This is a genomic window from Pedobacter hartonius, assembly GCF_900107535.1.
Taxonomy (GTDB): Bacteria; Bacteroidota; Bacteroidia; order Sphingobacteriales; family Sphingobacteriaceae; genus Pedobacter; species Pedobacter hartonius.
The window spans coordinates 328,094-348,606 of sequence record NZ_FNRA01000003.1; the positions used below are offsets into that span (position 1 = coordinate 328,094).

The window sequence follows — 20,513 nt, forward strand, 5'->3', positions numbered from 1 at the left end:
GCAAGATTTATCTGAACAGGCCAAAACTATAATTGGCATCACTCCAGAATTCATCAAGCGCAATAATCCGCAGCTTAAAAAAAGAAATCAGCGCCGGCCAGTCTTCCTCTCTGAAAATGCTCACAGCACTTAAGGTTTTACTGATCCTGCTTACGGTCCTGTGATTTTCGTCGGCAATATGAAGCTGCCATTCCCAGTCCTCATTTAACTTCTCCTTCAAAATATTCCTGAAAGACCTAAACTGTTCAAATATTAATTCCTGAATCCCAGAATCGGGATGAGAGATTTCTATAACAATAGAAGCAGACCGGCTATCAGCCTGCATTTTAAAATGAAGATGCCTGATACCTGTCTTATAGTTTATCCAGTTTATCTTTTGTCCTTCAGCAGAAGGATGGGGTGCTATATACTGCCCGAATGTGGTCCAGAATGCCTCTTTTAATTTTGAAGCCTGTTCCTTAGAATACATAGAGAGGTTACTTTTTATTGAAATGATTTTCCAGAAATTCACCTTTAGAATCATTTAAACTTGAAACCGGCCCTAGTTTATGCATCGTCCATATATAACACCAGGCCAGATCAAACTGATGCGGCAAAAAGCCCGTTCTTGCACTTACCGGGTATAAATGGTGGTTATTGTGCCACTCCCCTGCTACATAACCCGGCCATAATTGGTTTATAGACATGTCATCACGACTGAAATCATAGTTATCCCTGCGCATATCCTTGCCTTTCCCATGTCCTTCGTAGTTAAATGTCCTTACCCCTACTGCCCATACACCGGCTGCGCCAAACACGGCACACACCAATCCCGGACCGCCAATGAGGAAAAACACAACTCCCCAGAACAACCAGTTCAGTGACCATGAAAGTATTGTTCTCCATGGATTGGCAATTGACCCCCATTTCAGATACTGTTCATAGGTATTTGCAGTAACGCCCGTATTTACCATTAGTTTTACAGCACTGCGGTAATCTTTTTCAATCAGATTTTTCGCAATTGGCTGATGATTTACATCGGCCAGAAAGCAATAAAGAAAACCTCCTGAAGCATTGTAAGGATCGCCCGGGGCATCAGATTTTGCATGGTGCACATGATGTGAAACGACATAGATCTCTTCAGGGATCATAGATATGGTCAGGTTCTGCGTAATAAAACGCCAGAATTTATTTTTGAACGTATAGGAATTATGCGTACAGTACCTATGGTGCCAGATCGTTCCGTGCGTACCCATAATGATCATACTATAAACAAATGCTACAGCAAGCAGGCTCCAGCTGAAATACTCGAAAATAAAAAGCATCAGAAAAGGAACAGACACTATTACCTTAGACCAGCTCATGAACGGAAGCCAGTTTTTTTTATTCTTAAAGATGTTTAGCCTGCTAAAAAACTCAGTTAAAATCTGTTTAGGGGTAGGTTTAGAGAGATTACCATTAGTATCTGTCCATCCGTAAGCCGGGGGATCTAACACAACATTCAGAAATGTCATAAAAATGCAATTATTTGAATGTGTAAAGTACGGTACATTTTCTGTATTTCACGTACTATTTAGAATAAATATTAGTACATATGATGTTAAATAATGTTAATTTGGAAATTCCGGCTTCAATGTTAGTATTATTTTAAACATATGCCTACTTTCGAACTTTTATTTGAATTTGTTTAGGCAACAGGCCTTTTTAACAAAAAACACGAATCCATAGACAAGATGAGTAACACAACAAACCGCAAACGGGACGCATTAGATTATCACGCGAATGGCAGACCAGGTAAGATAGAGGTCGTGCCATCCAAACCTACCAATTCACAAAGAGACTTAGCACTGGCCTATTCACCCGGCGTTGCGGAACCATGCATGGAGATCTTCAGAAATCCTGAAGATGTATATAAGTATACCGCCAAAGGAAACCTTGTAGCTGTAATCAGTAACGGTACCGCGGTACTTGGTTTAGGCAATATCGGCCCTGCCGCCAGCAAGCCCGTAATGGAGGGTAAAGGACTGTTGTTTAAGATTTTTGCAGATATTGATGTGTTTGACCTGGAGGTCAATGCCGCCAGCGTCGATGAATTTATCACAGTAGTAAAAGCACTGGAGCCTACCTTCGGTGGGGTAAACCTGGAAGATATTGCTGCCCCGATGTGTTTTGAAATTGAACGCCGCCTGAAGGAAGAAATGAATATTCCTGTAATGCACGACGATCAGCATGGTACTGCGATCATCACCAGCGCCGCACTGATCAATGCCTGTGAACTGCAAAACAAAAAACTTGAAAGAATCAAACTGGTCGTGAGCGGCGCAGGTGCCGCAGCAGTATCCTGCATTAAGTTGTACCTGAAACTGGGTGTGAAAAAAGAGAACATGCTGGTGTTTGATAAGGACGGCATCGTCAATATAGACCGCACCGACCTCGATCCTATCCGCATGGACTTCGCCACATCGAGAAAAGACATCACCAACATCGCCCAGGCCATGAAAGGTGCAGATGTTTTCCTTGGTCTTTCTGCAGCCAACGTAGTTTCGGCCGAAATGGTTCAGTCTATGGCCAAAAACCCGATCGTATTTGCCTTGGCAAACCCTGACCCGGAAATTGCGTATGACCTGGCCATCAATTGCCGTAAAGATATCATTATGGCAACAGGACGCTCCGACTTCCCTAACCAGGTGAATAATGTACTGGGCTTCCCTTACATCTTCCGCGGTGCGCTGGATGTACGTGCCACTTCAATCAATGAGGAAATGAAGATCGCAGCAGTGAAGGCAATTGCCGAACTGACAAAACTGCCCGTACCGGAAATAGTAAACCTTGCCTATAAAGCAAAGAACCTGAAATTCGGTAAAGACTATATCATTCCGAAACCAATCGATTCCAGGCTGATCACTATTGTCTCTGCCGCTGTAGCCAAAGCTGCAATAGATTCAGGAGTAGCACGCAGAACAATCACTGACTGGGTGGCCTACGAAGAAGAACTAAGGGTGAGATTAGGTGCGGATGATAAGATCCTTAGAAACCTGGCCAATAAAGCAAAATCGGCCCCGAAACGGATAGTTTTTGCGGAGGCCGACAATTATAAAATACTAAAAGCTGCCCAGATCGTTAAAGACGAAGGCATTGCTACTCCTATCCTTCTGGGAAGCGTAAGCAGAATCCAGCAGATCATCATTGAACATGGAATTGAACTTGGTGATATTGAGATCATCGATCCATGGCAGGGAACGGATGACTCCGAAAAATTTGCGGAACATCTCTATGGGCGCCGCCAGAGACGCGGCATTACCTTATATGAAGCCAGAAAATTGGTGCGCGACCGTAACTATTACGGCGCAAGCATGATTGAGTTCGGTTCTGCTGATGCCCTGATATCCGGTTTAACCAAAAACTATAAATCTACGCTAAAACCTGCCTTACAGGTGATCGGTACAAAACCGGGTGTAAAAAAAATAGCAGGTATGTACTTAATGCTCACCAAAAAGGGTCCTGTATTCCTGGGTGACACAACGGTAAATCCGGATCCTACAGCGCAGGACATGGTAGATATCACCGCTATGATCCATGAAACGGTGACAGGCTTCAATGTTACTCCAAGAGTAGCATTACTGTCCTACTCCAATTTCGGTTCCAACAATGGTACTATTCCGGAAAAAACAAGACTCGCAACAGCAATGCTGAAGCAGAAATATCCCGATATGATCGTTGACGGAGAGATGCAAGCCAACTTTGCCATGAACTCAGACCTGCTGCAGGGCAACTATCCTTTTTCAAGCCTGAAAGGAAGTCCGGCAAATACCCTGATTTTCCCTAACCTGGAATCTGGTAACATTGCCTATAAGCTGTTACAGGAATTGGGAAATGTGGAAGCTGTTGGCCCGATCCTGATCGGACTGGACAAACCTGTGCATGTGTTGCAAATGGATAGTTCAGTAAGGGAGATCGTAAACATGGTAACCATTGCTGTGGTTGATGCGCAGATTTATGCTGCTAAGAAGAAGTAACGGGAGCTGATCCTGTGCGTTATAGGGTTGATAGATGCTTATTGTTTCACAGGATGCATCACTTGCCGGATACATAATTTACTGGGTGGATAAGATCATTTGTTACCAGATATAACAGATAATCTTATCCACCGTACGCAGCAGACAATCAAAATGTTAACCTATGAACAAATCGCTGCTCAGGTACCGGTCACCCCTGTCACAGGCAATAAAAACAATCAGTCCGGATGAAAGCTCAGCAGCTAGTTTCAGTGAGCATGCTAATGCGCCTCCGCTGCTCATTCCGGCAAAGATACCTTCTGACCTCGCCATTAACCTGGCGTAGTGGGAAGCCTCCTCCTGAGAAACATCCATTGTTCTGTCTACCCTTTTTGCATCAAAGATCTTTGGCAGGTAGGCTGCCGGCCATCTCCTGATCCCGGGAATAGATGATTCTTCGGTAGGCTGACAGCCTACGATCTGAATCTCCGGGTTTTGCTCCTTCAGGAATAAAGAATTTCCCATGATGCTTCCCGTGGTCCCCATAGAACTGACAAAGTGGGTGATCTGCTGATCTGTATCACGCCAGATCTCTGGTCCGGTAGTTTTATAGTGTGCCAGGTAGTTGTCCTTATTTGCAAACTGATCCAGAAGGAAATAACCTGGCTGGGCGCTCTTTTCTTCCGCATAATCCCGGCAGATCTCAATGGATTCCAACAGCGTAACCTTTGCTCCATAGGCTTCCATTGTCAGGGTACGCTCCCGGGTAGAGTTTGACGGCATCACCAATTCAATATCCAGATCGAAAATTCCGGCAATCATGGCAAGGGCAATTCCCGTATTTCCGCTGGTAGCCTCAATGAGTTTTGTACTTTTGCTGATTTCTCCACGCTCCATGGCACTGCGGATCATGTTTAAGGCAGCCCTGTCTTTTACACTGCCACCGGGGTTATTCCCCTCCAGCTTCGCAAAGATCTGGACATTTGGATTTGGATTTGGATTTAACTTCCGGATCTCTACCAGTGGGGTATTCCCAATGCAGTCTATGATATTTCCCATGTTACTAATTCTTATTTTTTGTTTCTACTACTTTCATGGCCGACTGATGGTAAACGGTCGAATCAGGCATTACACTTTTCGTCAGCCATACGTTTCCGCCGATCACGCTATTCCGCCCTATGAACGTATCCCCGCCTAGTATTGTAGCGCCCGAGTAAATGATCACATGATCGCCGATGGTAGGGTGCCTTTTGGTATTTGCCATAAATTTATCTACGCTCAGTGCGCCGAGTGTAACTCCCTGGTATAGTTTGACGTGGTTACCGATCACAGTGGTTTCACCAATCACAATCCCGGTGCCATGGTCTATAAACAAATATTCTCCAATCTCTGCCCCGGGGTGAATATCTATTCCTGTTACAGAATGTGCGTACTCTGTTAAGATCCTTGGGATCAATGGAATACCCAGCATCAGGAGGTAATGGGCAACCCTGTAAAATGAAACTGCCAGGAATCCCGGATAACTCCGGATGATTTCAAACTCGCTCTGTGCTGCCGGGTCACCGTTCAGCGTAGCAGCGATATCGGTATTCATCTTCCGGTACAGTTCCGGAAGCTCCTTATAGAAAGCTGCTGCAATCACTTCTTTATCACAATCCTTACAGGCTTTTGTGGCATTCAGTATGTCCAGCAGCTCGCGGTGTGAATCGCTGAACATTCCCTCGATCTGAGACAGGCTGTATTCCGGAAAAGTGAGGCGTTCAGGATAGACCAGGTTCAATAAGTTCACCGCCCAGTCGGCTATAACTTTATTGGAAGGTATGGGCTCAAGCTGGTTTTGTTTGTTAAAAATATGGCGGTAAAATTCTTCGTTCATTTTGTGTTGTAAATAAAATTATGCGCTAATTCTGCACCGGGTTGCTGATCAAATTGATCTGGGGCGTTGTATTCGGCAGCTTTATATCGCTGCTGCTCAGGGTTTCTATAAGCTTTTGATAGTTGGCGTGATATGCTTTCCAGAAATTAGCATTCTCTATCCACGCCCTGACGATCAGCACAATGCCTGTTTCGCCGAGTGAGCCAACCAATACCGCCGGTTTGGGATCCTTCAACACCAGTTCGTCCTGCTCTAATATAGCTAATATCGCCTTACGGGCATGATCTATATTGGTGTCATAAGCAACATTTAATTTGTATTCTGCCTGCCGTGTTTCATTATCAGACACATTATTGATCACTGCATTTGCCAGTGGCCCATTCGGGGCATATATCGTTGTACCATTTCCTGCTTTCAGCGTAGTATACAAGATGTCTATCTTCAGCACCAGGCCGGAGACATTGTTACTGGAACTGATATTGTGCCCTACCCTGAAGGGTTTGAACAACAGGATCAGGACACCACCTGCGAAGTTGGAAAGACTACCCTGAAGTGCCAGGCCTACGGCAAGACCGGCTGCACCCAGTACGGCCACAAAGGAGCTCGTCTGAATACCGATCATCGAGGCACAGGAAATGAGCAGCAATACATAGAGTACCACGTTGATGATACTGATGAGGAACTCGCTTAATGAAATATCTATACTGTTCCTGTGGAAATGGCGGTGCAGGAACCGGACAAAACGTTTGATTACCCAGATGCCCGCTAAAAGTACAAAGATGGCCAGGAAAAAATTCGGCAGGAGATCTAAGATTTTAACAGTGAACTGATCTGCGTAAAGTTGTATTTTATTCATTCTTCTTTCTTTAAACTTTCCTTAAACGGTCCGTACCCCGGGCCATTAAGATTTTTTAAAGATACAGATCTATTTTTTTGTTCAAAATGAAAGGATGTAATCACTTTGTCAAGGAATGACGCCTTCCGCAGAGGCCCGTAACTCTCAGGCGTTGAATTCCATCTCAAAAGAAGTCCCCGGGTTGAGCACATAATAATGATGTTTCATCTTATTGTTTACGGCATCCCCGATCCTTGTCCACTCGAACTCAATGGCCGTCAGGTCTGATGGTACTTCTGTCATCCCGCTTTTATAGATCATCTCCTTTTCTGAGAACAGTGGAATAAACTCCCTTCCATCCCTGACAAAGGTTTGAAAATTAAGGACATTGCTCAGCGGATCGAAATCCTTAAAGAGAGAGGTGAATATGCCGTTTCTCACCTGATAGATAAAACTGCTGCTGTAGGTTGCCGGATCAAACCAATGGTTCATGATTGCCATGTTCAGCGGAAGGGACTTGTTCTTAATATAAAACGGAAAGTTACTTTTTTCGATAAACCCAAAGATTTCAGGCTGAAATCCAGTGGAGGTAAAAAAGATCTGCCTGCCAGGAAGGAATGTTTGCCTCACGATGTCTGTCATATTTTGTATATCATCTGCCCCTCCCCAATGCTTTATCCCGAGAAACAGGTTTTCATCTCTGTGCTGCTCGTCATAGAGCAGGCCAAAATATGCCTTTTCAATCGCCGGATTTGCGGCCAGTACCCTTACAAGATTGTCTGTGAAGCTTTTATTTATATCCTTTGGGAATGAGGAATAGTGATTCTTACTGAGGTCATCATTATTATTTAAAAAATCGAATATTCCCATATGTTAAAGTTTTACAGCTAAAAATATCAACACTAATATAAACAATTTTACAAAATACAGGAAGTCATTTTATGATTTAACTCCGGCTAAATTAAAGATCAGGTCTCCATAAACTCCCAGGCACTCTGCCAGGCATTATTTTCTTCTGCATAACTGATAAAATCTGAATAGAATTGCGATCTTGAAAGTGTCGCACTATCGCCGATCACCACCAGCTTCTTTTTTGCACGGGTCATCGCCACATTCATTCGCCTGATATCCGAGAGGAACCCGATTACTCCTTCAGCATTACTTCTGGTCAGACTGATATATACGATATCTCTTTCCTGTCCCTGGAAGCTGTCAATCGTATTGACGGATATCTTCTCCTGATAGGCCTGCAGTTCAGGAGCGTTCAGCAATAGCTCCTTCAACAGGTAAACCTGTTGCTTATAGGGCGAAATGATAGCGATTAAAGGGAATTGCTCCAGGGGATAATGTGGCCCCAGCTGCGCTACAAGCTGCGTCAGGTGTTTCAGCAGAAACACGGCCTCTTCAGGATTGGTGCTGCTGGTACCTTCGTTTTTCTCATCAAAACCACAGCCTGCAGTATCAATAAATGCCAGCGGGGCATCCTCAGGGAACAGTACGCGCTGCGCCACTGAAGGGTGGGCCTTAAGCTTATCCTCATAAAAGACCCTTGAAGAATATCCCATTATCTTTTCATTCATGCGGTATTGCTCTTCCAGCAGCACTACTGCCTCTGGGTGGAGAGCCACGCTTTTCTCCAGTAATGTTCTGCTCAGCCCATTTCTGGCAGCTGCAGTTGATTTTACGGTGGGCGACAACTGGCAGTGGTCTCCGGCGAAAACAACCTTTTTTGCTTTCAGCAGAGGTATCCAGCAGGCGGGTTCCAGTGCCTGCCCTGCCTCGTCAACCACCACCGTATGGTATTCTCGCCCCCTTACCGTATAGTGATTAGCCCCAACCAGCGTTGCTGTAATCACCTGGGCTTTCGCCAACAGGTCATCTATGATGTATTGTTCGGTATTACCCACCTCCTTCATGATCTTATAAGCCTCATTGAATAAAGCCTTACGCTGTTCCTGCTCGGCCTTACCAAAATTGCGCTTGTATTTATGGGCCATCTTTTTATACTCACTGCCCTGCTTTTTCAGGTCTTTGAGTTCTTTCATACTATGGTGTCCGGCCATTTTATTGTCGAGCGTAAGCGACATCAGGCGTTCAGAAACGCGTGCCGGGTTCCCTACTCGCAGTACGTTCAATCCTTCATCTGCAAGTTTCTCACTGAGCAGGTCAACAGCCGTATTGCTTGGCGCTACTACCAGTATCTGCTGGTGATCTTTTTTGATCAGGGCTTTGATGGCCTGTACCAGTGTTGTGGTTTTCCCTGTACCCGGAGGGCCGTGAACAATAGCCAGCTCGCTTGCGGATAGAATGCGGTCAACAGCAAGTTGCTGCATTGTATTCAATTGGGGGATTGCATAGGTAAAAATTGTGTGATCAAATGAAGGTTTTGAGGCGCCGGTCAAAATTCTCACCAGGTGCCCTTCTTCTTTTTGCCCGAGGCGGACATCAGCGGTTTTAAGGGCATTTTGCATTTCATCATAACTATTGTTATCGAAAAGCACGTCTACGCCCAACTTTCCATCCCGTGCCCAGTCGGGCAGTTCATCTGTGCGCAGCGTTATTTTTAGCTTGTTAGCACTTTGATGAGCAATTACGCCTTCGAGCCTGTCATTTTTCGGATCGTGATTGGAGAACAGCACTGCAGCCGCACCAAACCGGAGCTGGTGGCTAATGTCCTGATGTGAAGTACGTTCGAGCTCTACCGTAACATAGTCGCCCCTGCTCATTTCAGAACCCCTGATTGCTATCGGGTACCAGGTTAATCCGTTAGCCCTGCGTTCGGCAACGGATGAAGATTCCGTCAATTTTAAATAAGCATTCTGATCTTCTTCCCGCTCCGTCTTTAACAGGCCGAGAAGTTTTTTGAAATATTCCATTTCTGCAAAGGTAGCAGATTAAGGGAAGATCAGAGTGAGTCCCGCAGGGTTAAATAAAAGGGTACTTCAACCTGTTCCCTGGAGTTCCTGAGGATCAGGTCGGCCGCGATATGTCCCATTTTTTGAAAGTCAGTGGAAATGGTAGTGATCCCATTCAGAATGATCTTTTTCCATGGGGTTTCATTGTAGGAGATGAGTCCCGCCTGTTTACCGATCTTGAAATTCAGCGTTTTAATTCTCTCGATGAGGGTAACCAGATCGTCCTCCATCAGGTTGATGAACACTTCGCCTTCGCTGATCGGTTCATACACCACATCGTTCACCACTTACTGATTGAAACCATATTGAGTACAGAACTTACAGAATCCCTTCTTAATTTCCTCTGGGAAATAACTGTGATCAGGAAAGATCAGTTTGAGGGTATGGTATTTATGGAGTGGTACAAGCGCTTTTTCCAGGGCCTGAAAGATATCTTTCTCAAAGTTCTCATGGGCGGAACCAAACTCCCCGTCAATACCGGGGATCATTTTATCCATCAGGATCAGTTTACTTTTCGGGATCGTGTTTAAGATCTCGTATTCATCTACACTGGCTTCAATGAAATGCGGAATGATCACATAATGTGAATATTGCTCGTTCTTAGCAGTCAGCAATTCTTTAAATATGGAAAAATCATTGTTATATATATAAAAATCTATCGCTACGTTTTCGCCAATTGCATCTACAAAGGCATCATAAATAATTTTCTTGTGGTTACTCAGCTTATTGAACATCAGGCAGATTCTCAGTTTCTGGTGATAGTCCTCATTCAGAATATAGTATCCCTTACCCGGGATAGACCCTAATATGCCCAGATTTTTAAGATGTTTGTATCCCTTTTCTGCGGTATCCCGGGAGATCTCCAGTTCGTAACTTACCTCATTGATAGATGGAAGGGTATCGTTCTTTTTTAATTTACCCAGTTCAATGGCAGCCAACACTGATTTGGTTAACTGTAAATATTTGGGAATCGCAGAATATCCGTCAACCTGAATATAGCTGAAAAAATTATTTAATTTCATAACTTCTAATTGCCCGATCAAAGTACAAAGTTTAGCTAAAACAGGGCAGCTAAACTTTGCACAAAGTACGCAAACGTTCCCGGAACGCAATTATTATCTATTATACCCTGTAATCTGCACCGGCCCCAGCAGTCCGGAAGGCACAGGTGTCCAGCCTGCGGCATTGAAAGGTTTATAGTTGATATTCACAAAATTGATTTCATGGTAATTTCTCCAGGGGATTCCCTTGATGTCCATATCCCTGATGCGGTTGGCCATCAGGTTGGCCACTTCAATTCTGATCGTGTTTTTCCCCGGCTTCAGGAATTTGCCTATCCTGGTCTGAAATGGAATGCTCCAGACGATCCCAGCATCCTGGACGTTGATCCAGACATGCGCAGTTTCATCCACTGTGCCCAGGCTCAGTACATACTCCCCGCGAATTTTGGCCGGCAGCATGAACGTTCTGGAGTAAGCACCGGTTCCGGAAAATGCGGTAGCTGCGGTATCATTCAGGGCAGTCCAGGAAACCAGATGATCCAATTGTTTGTCGGATGGCAAAGCGGGCCTTCCCTGCGTAAAGTGTAATTTCCAGTTTTGGTCTAAAGACATTGGTTTACCTGGTTTTGAAAGATAAACCCATTTTTTATCTGTTTTTTTATCGCCTGTCTGCAAAAAGAACGTTTCTCCGGGTTGCATATATACCTTTACCCAGGTTTTCCCATCTTTTAGCTGTATTTGCGCCTGCCCATAATCTCCGCTCTGCGGGTCAAGCAGTGCCACTGAAGGGCTGTTCAGGTTTAGCGGCACCCATTCATCAATGGTTTTCGCGGTGTGGTTCACCAGGAAATAGTATTTGCCGTCATCCAGCTTGCGGCGGATAAACTTCAGTCCGCTTTTGCTCAGCTGTTCTCCTTCTATATTTTTAAATGACAGGGCCTGCTGTACGTCACCCGTAACAAGGATCTCACCTTCACCCCATTTGATGCCCTTCAACCCATTGGATAAGGATTTTAGATCCAGGCCACCGATCAGGCTTTTAAATTCTGCATTGTTTTTTTCCAGGTTGCTCAGTCCTGGTACGCCTTCAGGCAAGGTTTGAAAAATGACGGTAACCCCATCATGCGCGAGCGACAAGATATCCTTCAGTGTTGCCAGCGGCATGAATTTACAGGCAGGGACCACCAGCGTGCGGTATGGATTGGCCATAGCCGAGGTAACCAGCTGTCCTTTGTCTGCTTTGGCAGTGGCGAGCATATGATCAGAAGCGAAATCAAAAGAATAACCGTTTTTTGCCAGTAACATACTTTGTTTATAAAACTCAGTAGGATACAGCCATACGTCTACATCATGCACTTTCATAGGCATATCCAGACCTTTAGGACTACTCCAGGCATCATAAACAGGCCAGTAAATCAGGATTTCATTGTCAGACTTACCGGATTGCAGGAGCGACTGGCACCTGCTGAAGTAGCTGTCCATACCTTTCAGCTGAGGCCAAAGGCTGTTTGCAGGTACCATATTCGTCGACGCATAGAACAACCATCCCGGGAATTTGATATCCGAGGGCGTGAAGGTTGTACCGTGGTAGAAAATATGGTTGATTCCGGCAAGAAATAGTCGTTCAGCTTCAGGTTTGGCCTGTGAAAATGAAGTTTTGAAATGTTCGGTAAGCCAGGTAAACGTTTCAGAGGATACCAGTGTTTTACCCGTGGTATGCGCCGCAGAGCTGGCAAACTTGCTCATCATCGGGTCGGGGTCTACGTTGCGAATATCTGCACTGTCACGCCTCAAACCCGGAATATCGAAATGACTGGAGCCGAAGGTCTCTGTTTCAGGAATGTCAACCGCTGCGTACAGGTCTAAAAGATTGCCCGGAGAGCCGTGCGATTGGTTCTTGGTAATGCTCTTATACTGATGCGCCCAGTTTGTCCAGTTCTGTGTAAAGTTCTCCAGCAGCAGCTGGCTCATTGTTTCCCGGTAGTCAGACTTTAACCTGCCATTTTCCTGGCTCAGGGAATCCTTACTGATCAGCTCCCTGATATGGTCGCTGAGGTCATACCCTTTTAACCGTTTAAATTCTTTCAGAAATGTGGGTGTCCAGGTGGCGCCATATACCTCATAGCTGTCGTTAAAAAAAGCTCTTACGCATGGGGAATGCCCGGCAAATGCCTGGTCAAATCTTTTTAGATACGCATTTACAGAGGGCTTATCCAGGTGATCGAGGGTATCGCCTTCACCCGATGGCGCCGCTCTTTTTACCTGCTGCAACGTTCTTCCGGAGAAAACCGCATAGATCTCGGCATCTGCCCCCTGGGCCTGCCAGTTCAGCTGCCCTTTGGAATCTACTTTATCCGTGAGGTTAAAAACCTGACCATCTGCCGTATAGGCGGTAACTGCCTGTAGCTTAGCTCCTGCCTTCTGCTGTGTATTGTCTTTGATTTCAATGGCTTCTTTCAGCAACTGTCCTCTGGGCATCCGGTACTGCTGCACGATCAGTTTAGACGCAGCAAATCCGGGAGTGACCTGCGGACCGCCGAACGGCCAGCCTGTACCCGTATTCATATCCACGCCCATACCCAGTGATGCCGCCTTTTTTATCGTAAAATCAAGCATTCCCATCCAATTGGGAGAGAGAAAATCTATATAACGGTCTTCGTAACCTTTGGCTCCATATATTGGTGTGATCTCTACCCCTCCGATGCCTGCCGCTGCATAGGCAGAGAGCGCCGTTGAAAGATTTTTCTCATCTACGGCATTTCCCATCCACCACCAGCGCGTCCAGGGACGCATCTGCTGCTGTATTTCAGGCCAGGGGTTTGATTTTGGTTTTATCCCCTGTCCTTCGGCCGATAGTAAGGCAGCCAGCAGGGTTAAAACTAATAAGGATCTTTTCATTTATATTTTTTAATTAAACACTTACCGGCCCCATCTTCAGTCAAGATGGAACACCCTTTTTAACGAAACAGCAACCGGTGAATGATCCGGGTTTGTTTCCATAATATCTGCCATATAAGCCCACCATTTTTGTATGATCTCTTTCTGTCCGAGTTCCTGTGAACCCTGCCTGCTTACCTGCTGCACGGCAAAGAGGATATTGGTCTCTTCATCAAGAAAAATCGTGTAATCACTGATCCCGTTTTCCTTCAGCAGGGCCGAAATTTCAGGCCAGATCTCATCATGGCGCTTCTGATATTCTGCCGCAAAACCAGGTTTAAGTTTCATTTTAAAAGCTGCTTTCATCTGTTGATTTTACTGTTTTTTTCAGTTGTATTTTTTGTCTTCAGCCTGCCTTCGGTTAGTTTTTAGATGGAGCGTTTGATGAACCGAGAGCTGGTTTCGCCCTGCGGCAAGCAATAGCTAAAAGCCAGGAACAAACGCGCCTATACGTTATTTCTTCAACTTGTAAACTTCATTTCCGGCCAGCAGGAAACAACCCAGTCCGTAATCGTTTGCGGTATCCTCCGTAAGAACCAGATGTACCCACATTCGGAGAGGTATTCCTGGTGGTTAAAGAACCTGTGATGGTATAAGGAGTATAACTTTTCGATGTATTGTCTGTATTATCAAGGTTGACAGTGGTCTTAAAAGTAAGGCCGTCAAGAATTTTATATTCTCCGAAGACTGTTCCCAGCGTACGGAATTTCTTTGTCATTCCGATGGTATTCTGCAGTTTTGCCAGCGGGTCATTGGTAGTTACCGACCAGATATATTGTGTGGAATTAAAAACATTGACGTTTCCGGCAAGATCCTGCTGGATGGGCGACATTGATAATGCCTGGTGCAGAATATTATCTTTTCCTTCCACTCCTGGATCATTGGTAATGGAATAGGTAGGCGCAAGATTTACGCCGAATCTTAGCTGGTCATTGGCTTTGATCTCCACATTGGTCCTTGCAGAATAAGAGGTATAATCCACACCGGTCACCATACCTTCCTGTTTGGTATAGTTACCAGACACGTAGTAGTTTACCGTTTCAGTGGCACCACTGGCACCCAACTGATAATTTTGTGTCAGCCCTGTCCTGAAAATCTCATCCTGCCAGTCGATCACGTTCAGTCCGCCGTAACCCGGTTGCGTCCAGCGGTCGTCAAGCATATAAGTAACATTAAACTGGCCTGCACCCAAACCTAAGATTGAGCGGCGCTGCTCAGTGGTTTGGCTTGCGGTTCTGCCTGTTCCCGATGCTACCCATTGTGCATTGATCATTTCCGTAGCCCGGTCAATCCATTCCGCACCGTTCAGCAGATCAAGTTTTTTACTCCGTTCTACGGTTCCCGTATAAGCATTCAGCGTAATGGTAGGTTTGCCGCTCTTACCTCTTTTAGTAGTGATCAGCACGACGCCATTGGCAGCTCTTGATCCGTAAATAGCAGCTGCCGAAGCATCTTTTAATACCTGTATGGATTCGATATCGTTGGGATTGATGTTATCAAGCGGGTTTCCGGTAGAAAAGTTTCCCGATCCGTTCGGACTTGCCGAAGCCAGTGGAAAGCCGTCCAGTACATACAGCGGTTCGTTACCGGCTGAGATGGAACCTGTTCCCCGCACCTGTATGCTAAAGGCCTTTCCTGGTGTTCCGTTTGTTTGTTTTACAGAAACACCTGCCATTTGACCTACCAGCGCCTGGTCTACCCTAACGATCGGGCGTTCTTCCAGTTTGTCGGCCTTAAACGTTGCAATGGCACCCGTTACGTTACCTTTCTTCTGGGTACCGTAACCTACCACCACAACTTCATCAAGTTTGTTGTCGGCTTCAGCAAGTTTGATATTTAACAAACCTGCTTTACTAACCACTGCTTCCTGTGTCGTATAACTCAGATACTGAAATACCAGTGTTGATCCGATAGTGGTTTTAATGGCATAAATCCATTCACATCGGTAGATAAGCCTTGCGTGGTACCTTTAATTTTAACAGAACAGCAGGAATAGCCTGCCCTTTTTCGTCCGTTATCTTTCCGTTAACCGTTATGCTTTCCTGGGCATATATAGCTGTTATACTGAGCAGATAAAAAAAGAAGAGAGTAGATAGCTTTTTGCCACATAAGCGTGACAATAGTGTAATTTTGGACATAGGACACCGTTTTTATATTTGGTTGGCTAAAACTAATTTTAATGTTTATCACTCGCAACCTGTAGTGTCCTGCCCTTATTTTATAAATCCATCCATAACTTTCATCGTTCCTATCGCATCTTCAATGGAGCATGGGTTGCCCTGCACATCATTAAAATAGTCAACCACCTGGCTGATCATGGGCTGCTCAATGTGCTGAGGATGCTTAAATATCTCTGTTTTTTCACCTTCCAAAGTTTTCCAGCTCACATAGTTTCCAAAAAATGCGAAGGTGATATTTCCTGCGGTACCTACAATCTCACAGGTATCAGTTTGCTGTCCTTCTCCTACGTTAAAACACCAGGAGCCGTTTACCACGATATTATTTTTAAACACGATCTGCCCGCAAACGTGGTCATCTGCCGCGCTGAGGCCAGACTGGTTTAGCGAATAGCCCTGGTACCTGTCCGGTTCACCAAAGTAGAATAACAGCAGGTCTATCTGATGCGGGGCCAGGTCATGAAAATACCCTCCGCCTGAAAGCTCAGGCTGTAAACGCCAGTTATCAGCGGTACTGGCCACCAATGCCGGGTTGGAGGCCTGCCACATCCTGATCTGCAGGGTTCTGATGTCGCCCGCAGTGCCACTGGCAATCAACTCCCTGATCCGTAAAAACAAAGGCACCGCACGCCTGTAGTGAGCTACCACCAATTTAGCGCTGCTTTCTTTTACCGCTTCTGCCATGGCCAAAGCTTCATCTGCATTCAGCGTAACGGGTTTCTCCACATAGACATGTAATCCTTTTTTAAGTGCAGCAATTGCATAAGACAAATGAAAGGCCGGTGGCGTAGCAATATAAACGGCGTTGATTTCCTCATCATTCATCAGCTCATCAGCGTCACTATACCATTTGGGAACGTTATGCCTTGCCGCATAATCGGCAGCCTTAGCCGCATCACGCCGCATCACAGCAACCAAACGGCTTCCCGGTATTTTACTAAAAGCAGGACCGCTTTTAATTTCGGTTACATCTCCGCATCCTATTATACCCCAGTTGATCATATCTATCTTTTTTAAAAACCGGAATAAGGTATAAAAAATATCGGATTCCTAAAGAAGGATTCCTGCATTGGATTAATAACAGTGATTGCTACACCGGTTTCATGAAAGTGATTGCTGGCTTCGCTGAAAAATAAGGTATGCTGTTTCTATGCTGCCGGCTGCTGAAGCGCAGCCGAGAAGGCATCGAAACAGCATACCTTATTTTTTTTAAGGTTATCCAATACATGGTGGCCGGTTAAATTGCATACCGGCATGGTTGTATTCCGGTTTGGTTGCAGAACAGCGTGTATTACTGATCTGCAGGTGCAGGATCATCTTTGGCGGTGGCATAGACGATCCCTTATATAATCTATAAAAAAAAGGTAGAGTTACTTTGATGCCTTCTCGGCTGCGCTTCAGCAGCCGGCAGCATCAAAGTAACTCTACCTTTTTTCAGCAGAAAATGATCCTAAAGATTACTTCGTCCTGCAAATGAAACAGCCCTGCAAATGAGCAATCCAGCTCTGCAAATGAACAACCTGCAAACGAACGGAGATTATATCCCTACGACCTTGTAAGTAGTTTTATCCCCGTCCTGTATAGCTTCATAATAAACTCCATCCTCAGAAACATACAGCTTTTCACCTCTTACAGTAACTTCTCTTGCACCTTCAGGAAGTTCATTGGCTACATCACCAAGTTTAGCACCATTGCCCGCACTGATATCGCCATCAGGAGTGTTTAAAACACCATCTTTTCCGGCAATGACATACGAAGTTTTCCCGTCGGCTTTCTCAACCGGACTGTAGTATACACCTTTATATTCGTAATAAGTCTCTCCATTAATCGTAACTTCCTGTGCATCTGAAGGCAATTTTGGCACTTCTGCCCCAACAGGAGGCACTACAACTTTATACTCATTATCATATTGTCTGTAATATAAACCACCAGAATAATAGTATTGTGCATCTCCCCAGAAGAAAGGATAATAACCGAAAGGCAGAATGTTCAGACTAAAACCTAAATATGGCCTGTAGTAATTATAGTAGCCGTAGTATGGTCTGCCAAAGCCATGACCGTAATATCCACGTCCAAAACCCCCGCGGCCAGCATAATGTCCACCACCGTAAAAGCCGCCTCTTCCGCCCCTGCCTGCAATCCTTGTACCTCCACCCCCGTGGAATGACCTGCTGCTACCGCCGCGGAAAGCCGATCCACCGGAGATACCTCTGCCCGGACTTCCGTGGAAGGCAGTACCACCACCGCCACCGCGGGAAGCGCCAGAGAAACCTCCGCCACCACCGCGACCACCACGTCCTTGTGCCAAAGCACTATCTATAGAAAATCCGCTGACGATCAGCAGAGATGCTAATATAATTACCGATTTAAACCTTAGAGTTTTCATAATTAAATAAGTCAATTTGTGTGTATGACTTTTAAGGTATGAAAAGGATTATTCGTGTTTAACAGAATCACCTAAAGGTGACATAACGATGATAAAAGATGCCTTTAAGGCTTTGCAGGCACAGATTTCCCGGCGCTTATACTATCGGTACCCCGGTCGTTTCTAAATGAATGTGTACTATCTGCAGGCTTCACGCTGGTATCACTTCCCAATGTATCAGTTGCAGCAGTGCTGTCAGTCATCAAACTTGTAGATGAAGAATCTGCACCCGTTTTTTCCTTGTTGTTTCCACCGCAGGCAACTAAAACCATTCCGGCAAGAGTAAAGGCAATAAATAATTTGCTGTGTTTCATAAGAATAATGTTTTTATCTACTTAAAACAAGCATTTTACCAATAAGTTTTAATTCAAAAGTATTAAACTGAGCCGCATAACAGCACATTAGCTCAACACTGCCTGCAACAAGTATATTTCATCTGCTATTTTAATGGAAATAAAAAAAGAATTGTACTTTCGGAATGTCAATTCATCATCAATCTTAAAATGAACATATTTAAAAGGCGTAATTTATTATTCATTCCTGCAATACTTGTTACTACAGTTTCCTCCTATGCACAGAGGTCCGCACCGGCCCCTTACGGTGCCCTTCCGAGCGACAGACAGCTCAAATGGCAGGAAACGGAAATGTATTGTATTGTTCATTTCACGCCAACAACTTTTCAGAATAAAGAATGGGGTTATGGCGATGCCGATCCTTCAATATTTAACCCCTTAAAATTTAATGCAGACCAGATCGTGGCTGCAGCGAAATCGGGAGGATTTAAGGGAATAGTATATGTTGCCAAACATCATGACGGTTTTGCACTATGGCCTACAAAAACTTCTACGTATAATATCAGCGAGAGCCCCTGGAAAAATGGCAAGGGCGATATGGTAAAAGAATTCCAAATGGCCGCCAAACAGGAAGGTATGAAATTCGGGATCTATTGTTCACCATGGGACAGGAGCAATACCACTTATGGGACACCAGAATATGTTGATGTTTACCGTAAGCAGATTACGGAACTGTATAGTAATTATGGCGATTTGTTTATGAGCTGGCATGATGGCGCCAACGGAGGTGACGGCTTCTATGGCGGAAAGAACGAGAAAAGAAAAGTTGATCAGTCGTCCTATTACGACTGGATGAATACCTGGGCCATCACCAGGAAACTGCAGCCCAATGCGTCTGTCTTTAGTGATATCGGACTGGATGTACGCTGGGTTGGCAATGAAAAGGGCCTGGCACCGGAGACCAGCTGGTCTACCATCACCATTAAAGGAAAAGAAGACAAAGCACCAATGCCGGGGTTTATGGACGACAATAACTTGGGCAGCGGCACCAGGGACGGAAAACAATGGATCCCTTTTGAGGGTGATGTTGCACTCAGACCGGGATGGTTTTATCATCCTGAACAGGACAACCAGTTAAAAACTACCGCGGAGTTATTTAACATCTATTGCAGCTCAGTAGGCCGCGGCGGAGCACTTGACCTTGGCCTTTCTCCAACAACAGAAGGAATCCTGCACCAGAATGACGTAGCCGCACTTGCCGCATTCGGAAAATATCTCAACGAGGTCTTTGCGGTCAACCTGACCAGACAGGCAGCCATCAGTGTAAGTAACTTACGCGGAAAACAGCAAAAAACATTCGGTACAGCCAATTTAACAGACGGAGACCGTTACACGTACTGGGCTACAGATGATAACGTTCACCAGGCTGCCGTTAACTTCACATTTAAACAGCCTGTTCGCTTTTCGCTCATCCAGCTTCGTGAAAATATTAAACTCGGGCAGCGTATAGACAGCGTTGCAGTAGAGGCTTTTAAAGATGGCCAGTGGTTTAAACTTGCAAAAGCCACCAGTATCGGCGCTAACAGGATCATCCGTTTGCCAAAGGAAGAAACAGCCCTTAAAGTACGTATCCATGTATATGCACCAGTAAGTATCGCCTTAAGTGAAATCGGGCTTTACCTGCAACCAAAACTGCAAACTGTTGGTACACAAAAAGATGACAACAGCTATGATAAAACCTCATGGAAAACGGTGAACGATAATAACTCCATCACCATTGACCCGGGAAAGACACTGACTTTCTCCGCATTGAGTTACCTGCCAGACCAGGAGAAATCTTCGGCCGGGGCAATTGAAAAATATGAACTGCTGACCAGTGAAGACGGTAGATCATGGAAAAGCCAAAGCAGCGGTGAATTCTCTAATATCGAAGCCAATCCTATTCTTCAGCGCATTGTATTGCCTCAAACAATAGCTGCCAGATATATAAAAATCGTATCAAAACAAGCTGTTCCGGGAAACAATGGAAAAGTGCAGCTGAACGGCGCACAGATTGAAATTTACAAATAACATTAAACGG

17 protein-coding genes are annotated in these 20,513 nt (G+C 45.1%); 2 read left to right on the forward strand and 15 right to left on the reverse strand.

The window, feature by feature from the left end; all coding sequences use genetic code 11:
- Window positions 1–7: 7 nt before the first annotated feature.
- Together BLW16_RS07485 and BLW16_RS07490 are read right to left on the reverse strand one after the other, a co-directional pair.
- Window positions 8–469, reverse strand: coding sequence for a DUF4268 domain-containing protein (locus tag BLW16_RS07485; protein ID WP_090556148.1), 462 nt, complete (start codon window positions 467–469; stop codon window positions 8–10).
- 7 nt (window positions 470–476) lie between these two features.
- The gene (locus tag BLW16_RS07490) at window positions 477–1,493 is read right to left on the reverse strand and encodes a fatty acid desaturase (RefSeq protein ID WP_090555930.1); all 1,017 of its coding nucleotides are present in this window, start codon (window positions 1,491–1,493) and stop codon (window positions 477–479) included.
- Window positions 1,494–1,712: 219 nt separating this feature from the next.
- Between BLW16_RS07490 and BLW16_RS07495 the strand changes: the two genes are divergently transcribed.
- The gene (locus BLW16_RS07495) at window positions 1,713–3,995 is read left to right on the forward strand and encodes an NADP-dependent malic enzyme (RefSeq protein WP_090555931.1); all 2,283 of its coding nucleotides are present in this window, start codon (window positions 1,713–1,715) and stop codon (window positions 3,993–3,995) included.
- Window positions 3,996–4,151: 156 nt separating this feature from the next.
- On the opposite strand, the gene cysM is transcribed toward BLW16_RS07495, so the two are convergent.
- The 13 genes from cysM to BLW16_RS07555 all read right to left on the reverse strand — a co-directional run bounded on the left by cysM (window position 4,152) and on the right by BLW16_RS07555 (window position 18,454).
- Entirely contained in the window at window positions 4,152–5,033 is an 882-nt protein-coding gene (gene cysM, locus BLW16_RS07500; protein WP_090555932.1) for a cysteine synthase CysM, read from the reverse strand.
- A gap of 4 nt (window positions 5,034–5,037) precedes the next feature.
- Window positions 5,038–5,850: a serine O-acetyltransferase EpsC gene (epsC, locus tag BLW16_RS07505; RefSeq protein WP_090555933.1), complete on the reverse strand. Its 813-nt coding sequence runs from the start codon at window positions 5,848–5,850 to the stop codon at window positions 5,038–5,040.
- Between the two features lie 25 nt (window positions 5,851–5,875).
- Window positions 5,876–6,706: a mechanosensitive ion channel family protein gene (locus tag BLW16_RS07510; RefSeq protein WP_090555934.1), complete on the reverse strand. Its 831-nt coding sequence runs from the start codon at window positions 6,704–6,706 to the stop codon at window positions 5,876–5,878.
- Window positions 6,707–6,850: 144 nt separating this feature from the next.
- Window positions 6,851–7,555, reverse strand: a complete 705-nt coding sequence (locus BLW16_RS07515; RefSeq protein WP_090555935.1) for an SseB family protein — start codon at window positions 7,553–7,555, stop codon at window positions 6,851–6,853.
- A 98-nt stretch (window positions 7,556–7,653) separates the two neighbouring features.
- Window positions 7,654–9,561 (reverse strand): AAA domain-containing protein, encoded by a 1,908-nt coding sequence (locus BLW16_RS07520; RefSeq protein WP_090555936.1) that lies wholly within the window; start codon window positions 9,559–9,561, stop codon window positions 7,654–7,656.
- Window positions 9,562–9,590: 29 nt separating this feature from the next.
- Window positions 9,591–9,887, reverse strand: coding sequence for a hypothetical protein (locus tag BLW16_RS23940; RefSeq protein ID WP_317039943.1), 297 nt, complete (start codon window positions 9,885–9,887; stop codon window positions 9,591–9,593).
- Window positions 9,888–10,622, reverse strand: coding sequence for a GntR family transcriptional regulator (locus BLW16_RS07525; RefSeq protein ID WP_317039944.1), 735 nt, complete (start codon window positions 10,620–10,622; stop codon window positions 9,888–9,890).
- 93 nt (window positions 10,623–10,715) lie between these two features.
- Window positions 10,716–13,499, reverse strand: coding sequence for a glycosyl hydrolase (locus BLW16_RS07530; RefSeq protein WP_090555937.1), 2,784 nt, complete (start codon window positions 13,497–13,499; stop codon window positions 10,716–10,718).
- A 36-nt stretch (window positions 13,500–13,535) separates the two neighbouring features.
- The gene (rhaM, locus tag BLW16_RS07535; RefSeq protein ID WP_245735169.1) at window positions 13,536–13,826 is read right to left on the reverse strand and encodes an L-rhamnose mutarotase; all 291 of its coding nucleotides are present in this window, start codon (window positions 13,824–13,826) and stop codon (window positions 13,536–13,538) included.
- 187 nt (window positions 13,827–14,013) lie between these two features.
- Window positions 14,014–15,489 (reverse strand): SusC/RagA family TonB-linked outer membrane protein, encoded by a 1,476-nt coding sequence (locus BLW16_RS07540; RefSeq protein WP_317039947.1) that lies wholly within the window; start codon window positions 15,487–15,489, stop codon window positions 14,014–14,016.
- A gap of 262 nt (window positions 15,490–15,751) precedes the next feature.
- Window positions 15,752–16,717, reverse strand: a complete 966-nt coding sequence (locus BLW16_RS07545; RefSeq protein ID WP_090555939.1) for a Gfo/Idh/MocA family protein — start codon at window positions 16,715–16,717, stop codon at window positions 15,752–15,754.
- Window positions 16,718–17,252: 535 nt separating this feature from the next.
- Complete coding sequence (locus tag BLW16_RS07550; RefSeq protein ID WP_262497151.1) at window positions 17,253–18,101, reverse strand: DUF6515 family protein; 849 nt, start codon at window positions 18,099–18,101, stop codon at window positions 17,253–17,255.
- Window positions 18,102–18,205: 104 nt separating this feature from the next.
- Window positions 18,206–18,454: a hypothetical protein gene (locus BLW16_RS07555; protein ID WP_090555940.1), complete on the reverse strand. Its 249-nt coding sequence runs from the start codon at window positions 18,452–18,454 to the stop codon at window positions 18,206–18,208.
- A 189-nt stretch (window positions 18,455–18,643) separates the two neighbouring features.
- Here BLW16_RS07555 and BLW16_RS07560 point away from each other — a divergent pair, with 189 nt between their 5' ends.
- Window positions 18,644–20,503 (forward strand): alpha-L-fucosidase, encoded by a 1,860-nt coding sequence (locus BLW16_RS07560; protein WP_090555941.1) that lies wholly within the window; start codon window positions 18,644–18,646, stop codon window positions 20,501–20,503.
- Window positions 20,504–20,513: the final 10 nt, after the last annotated feature.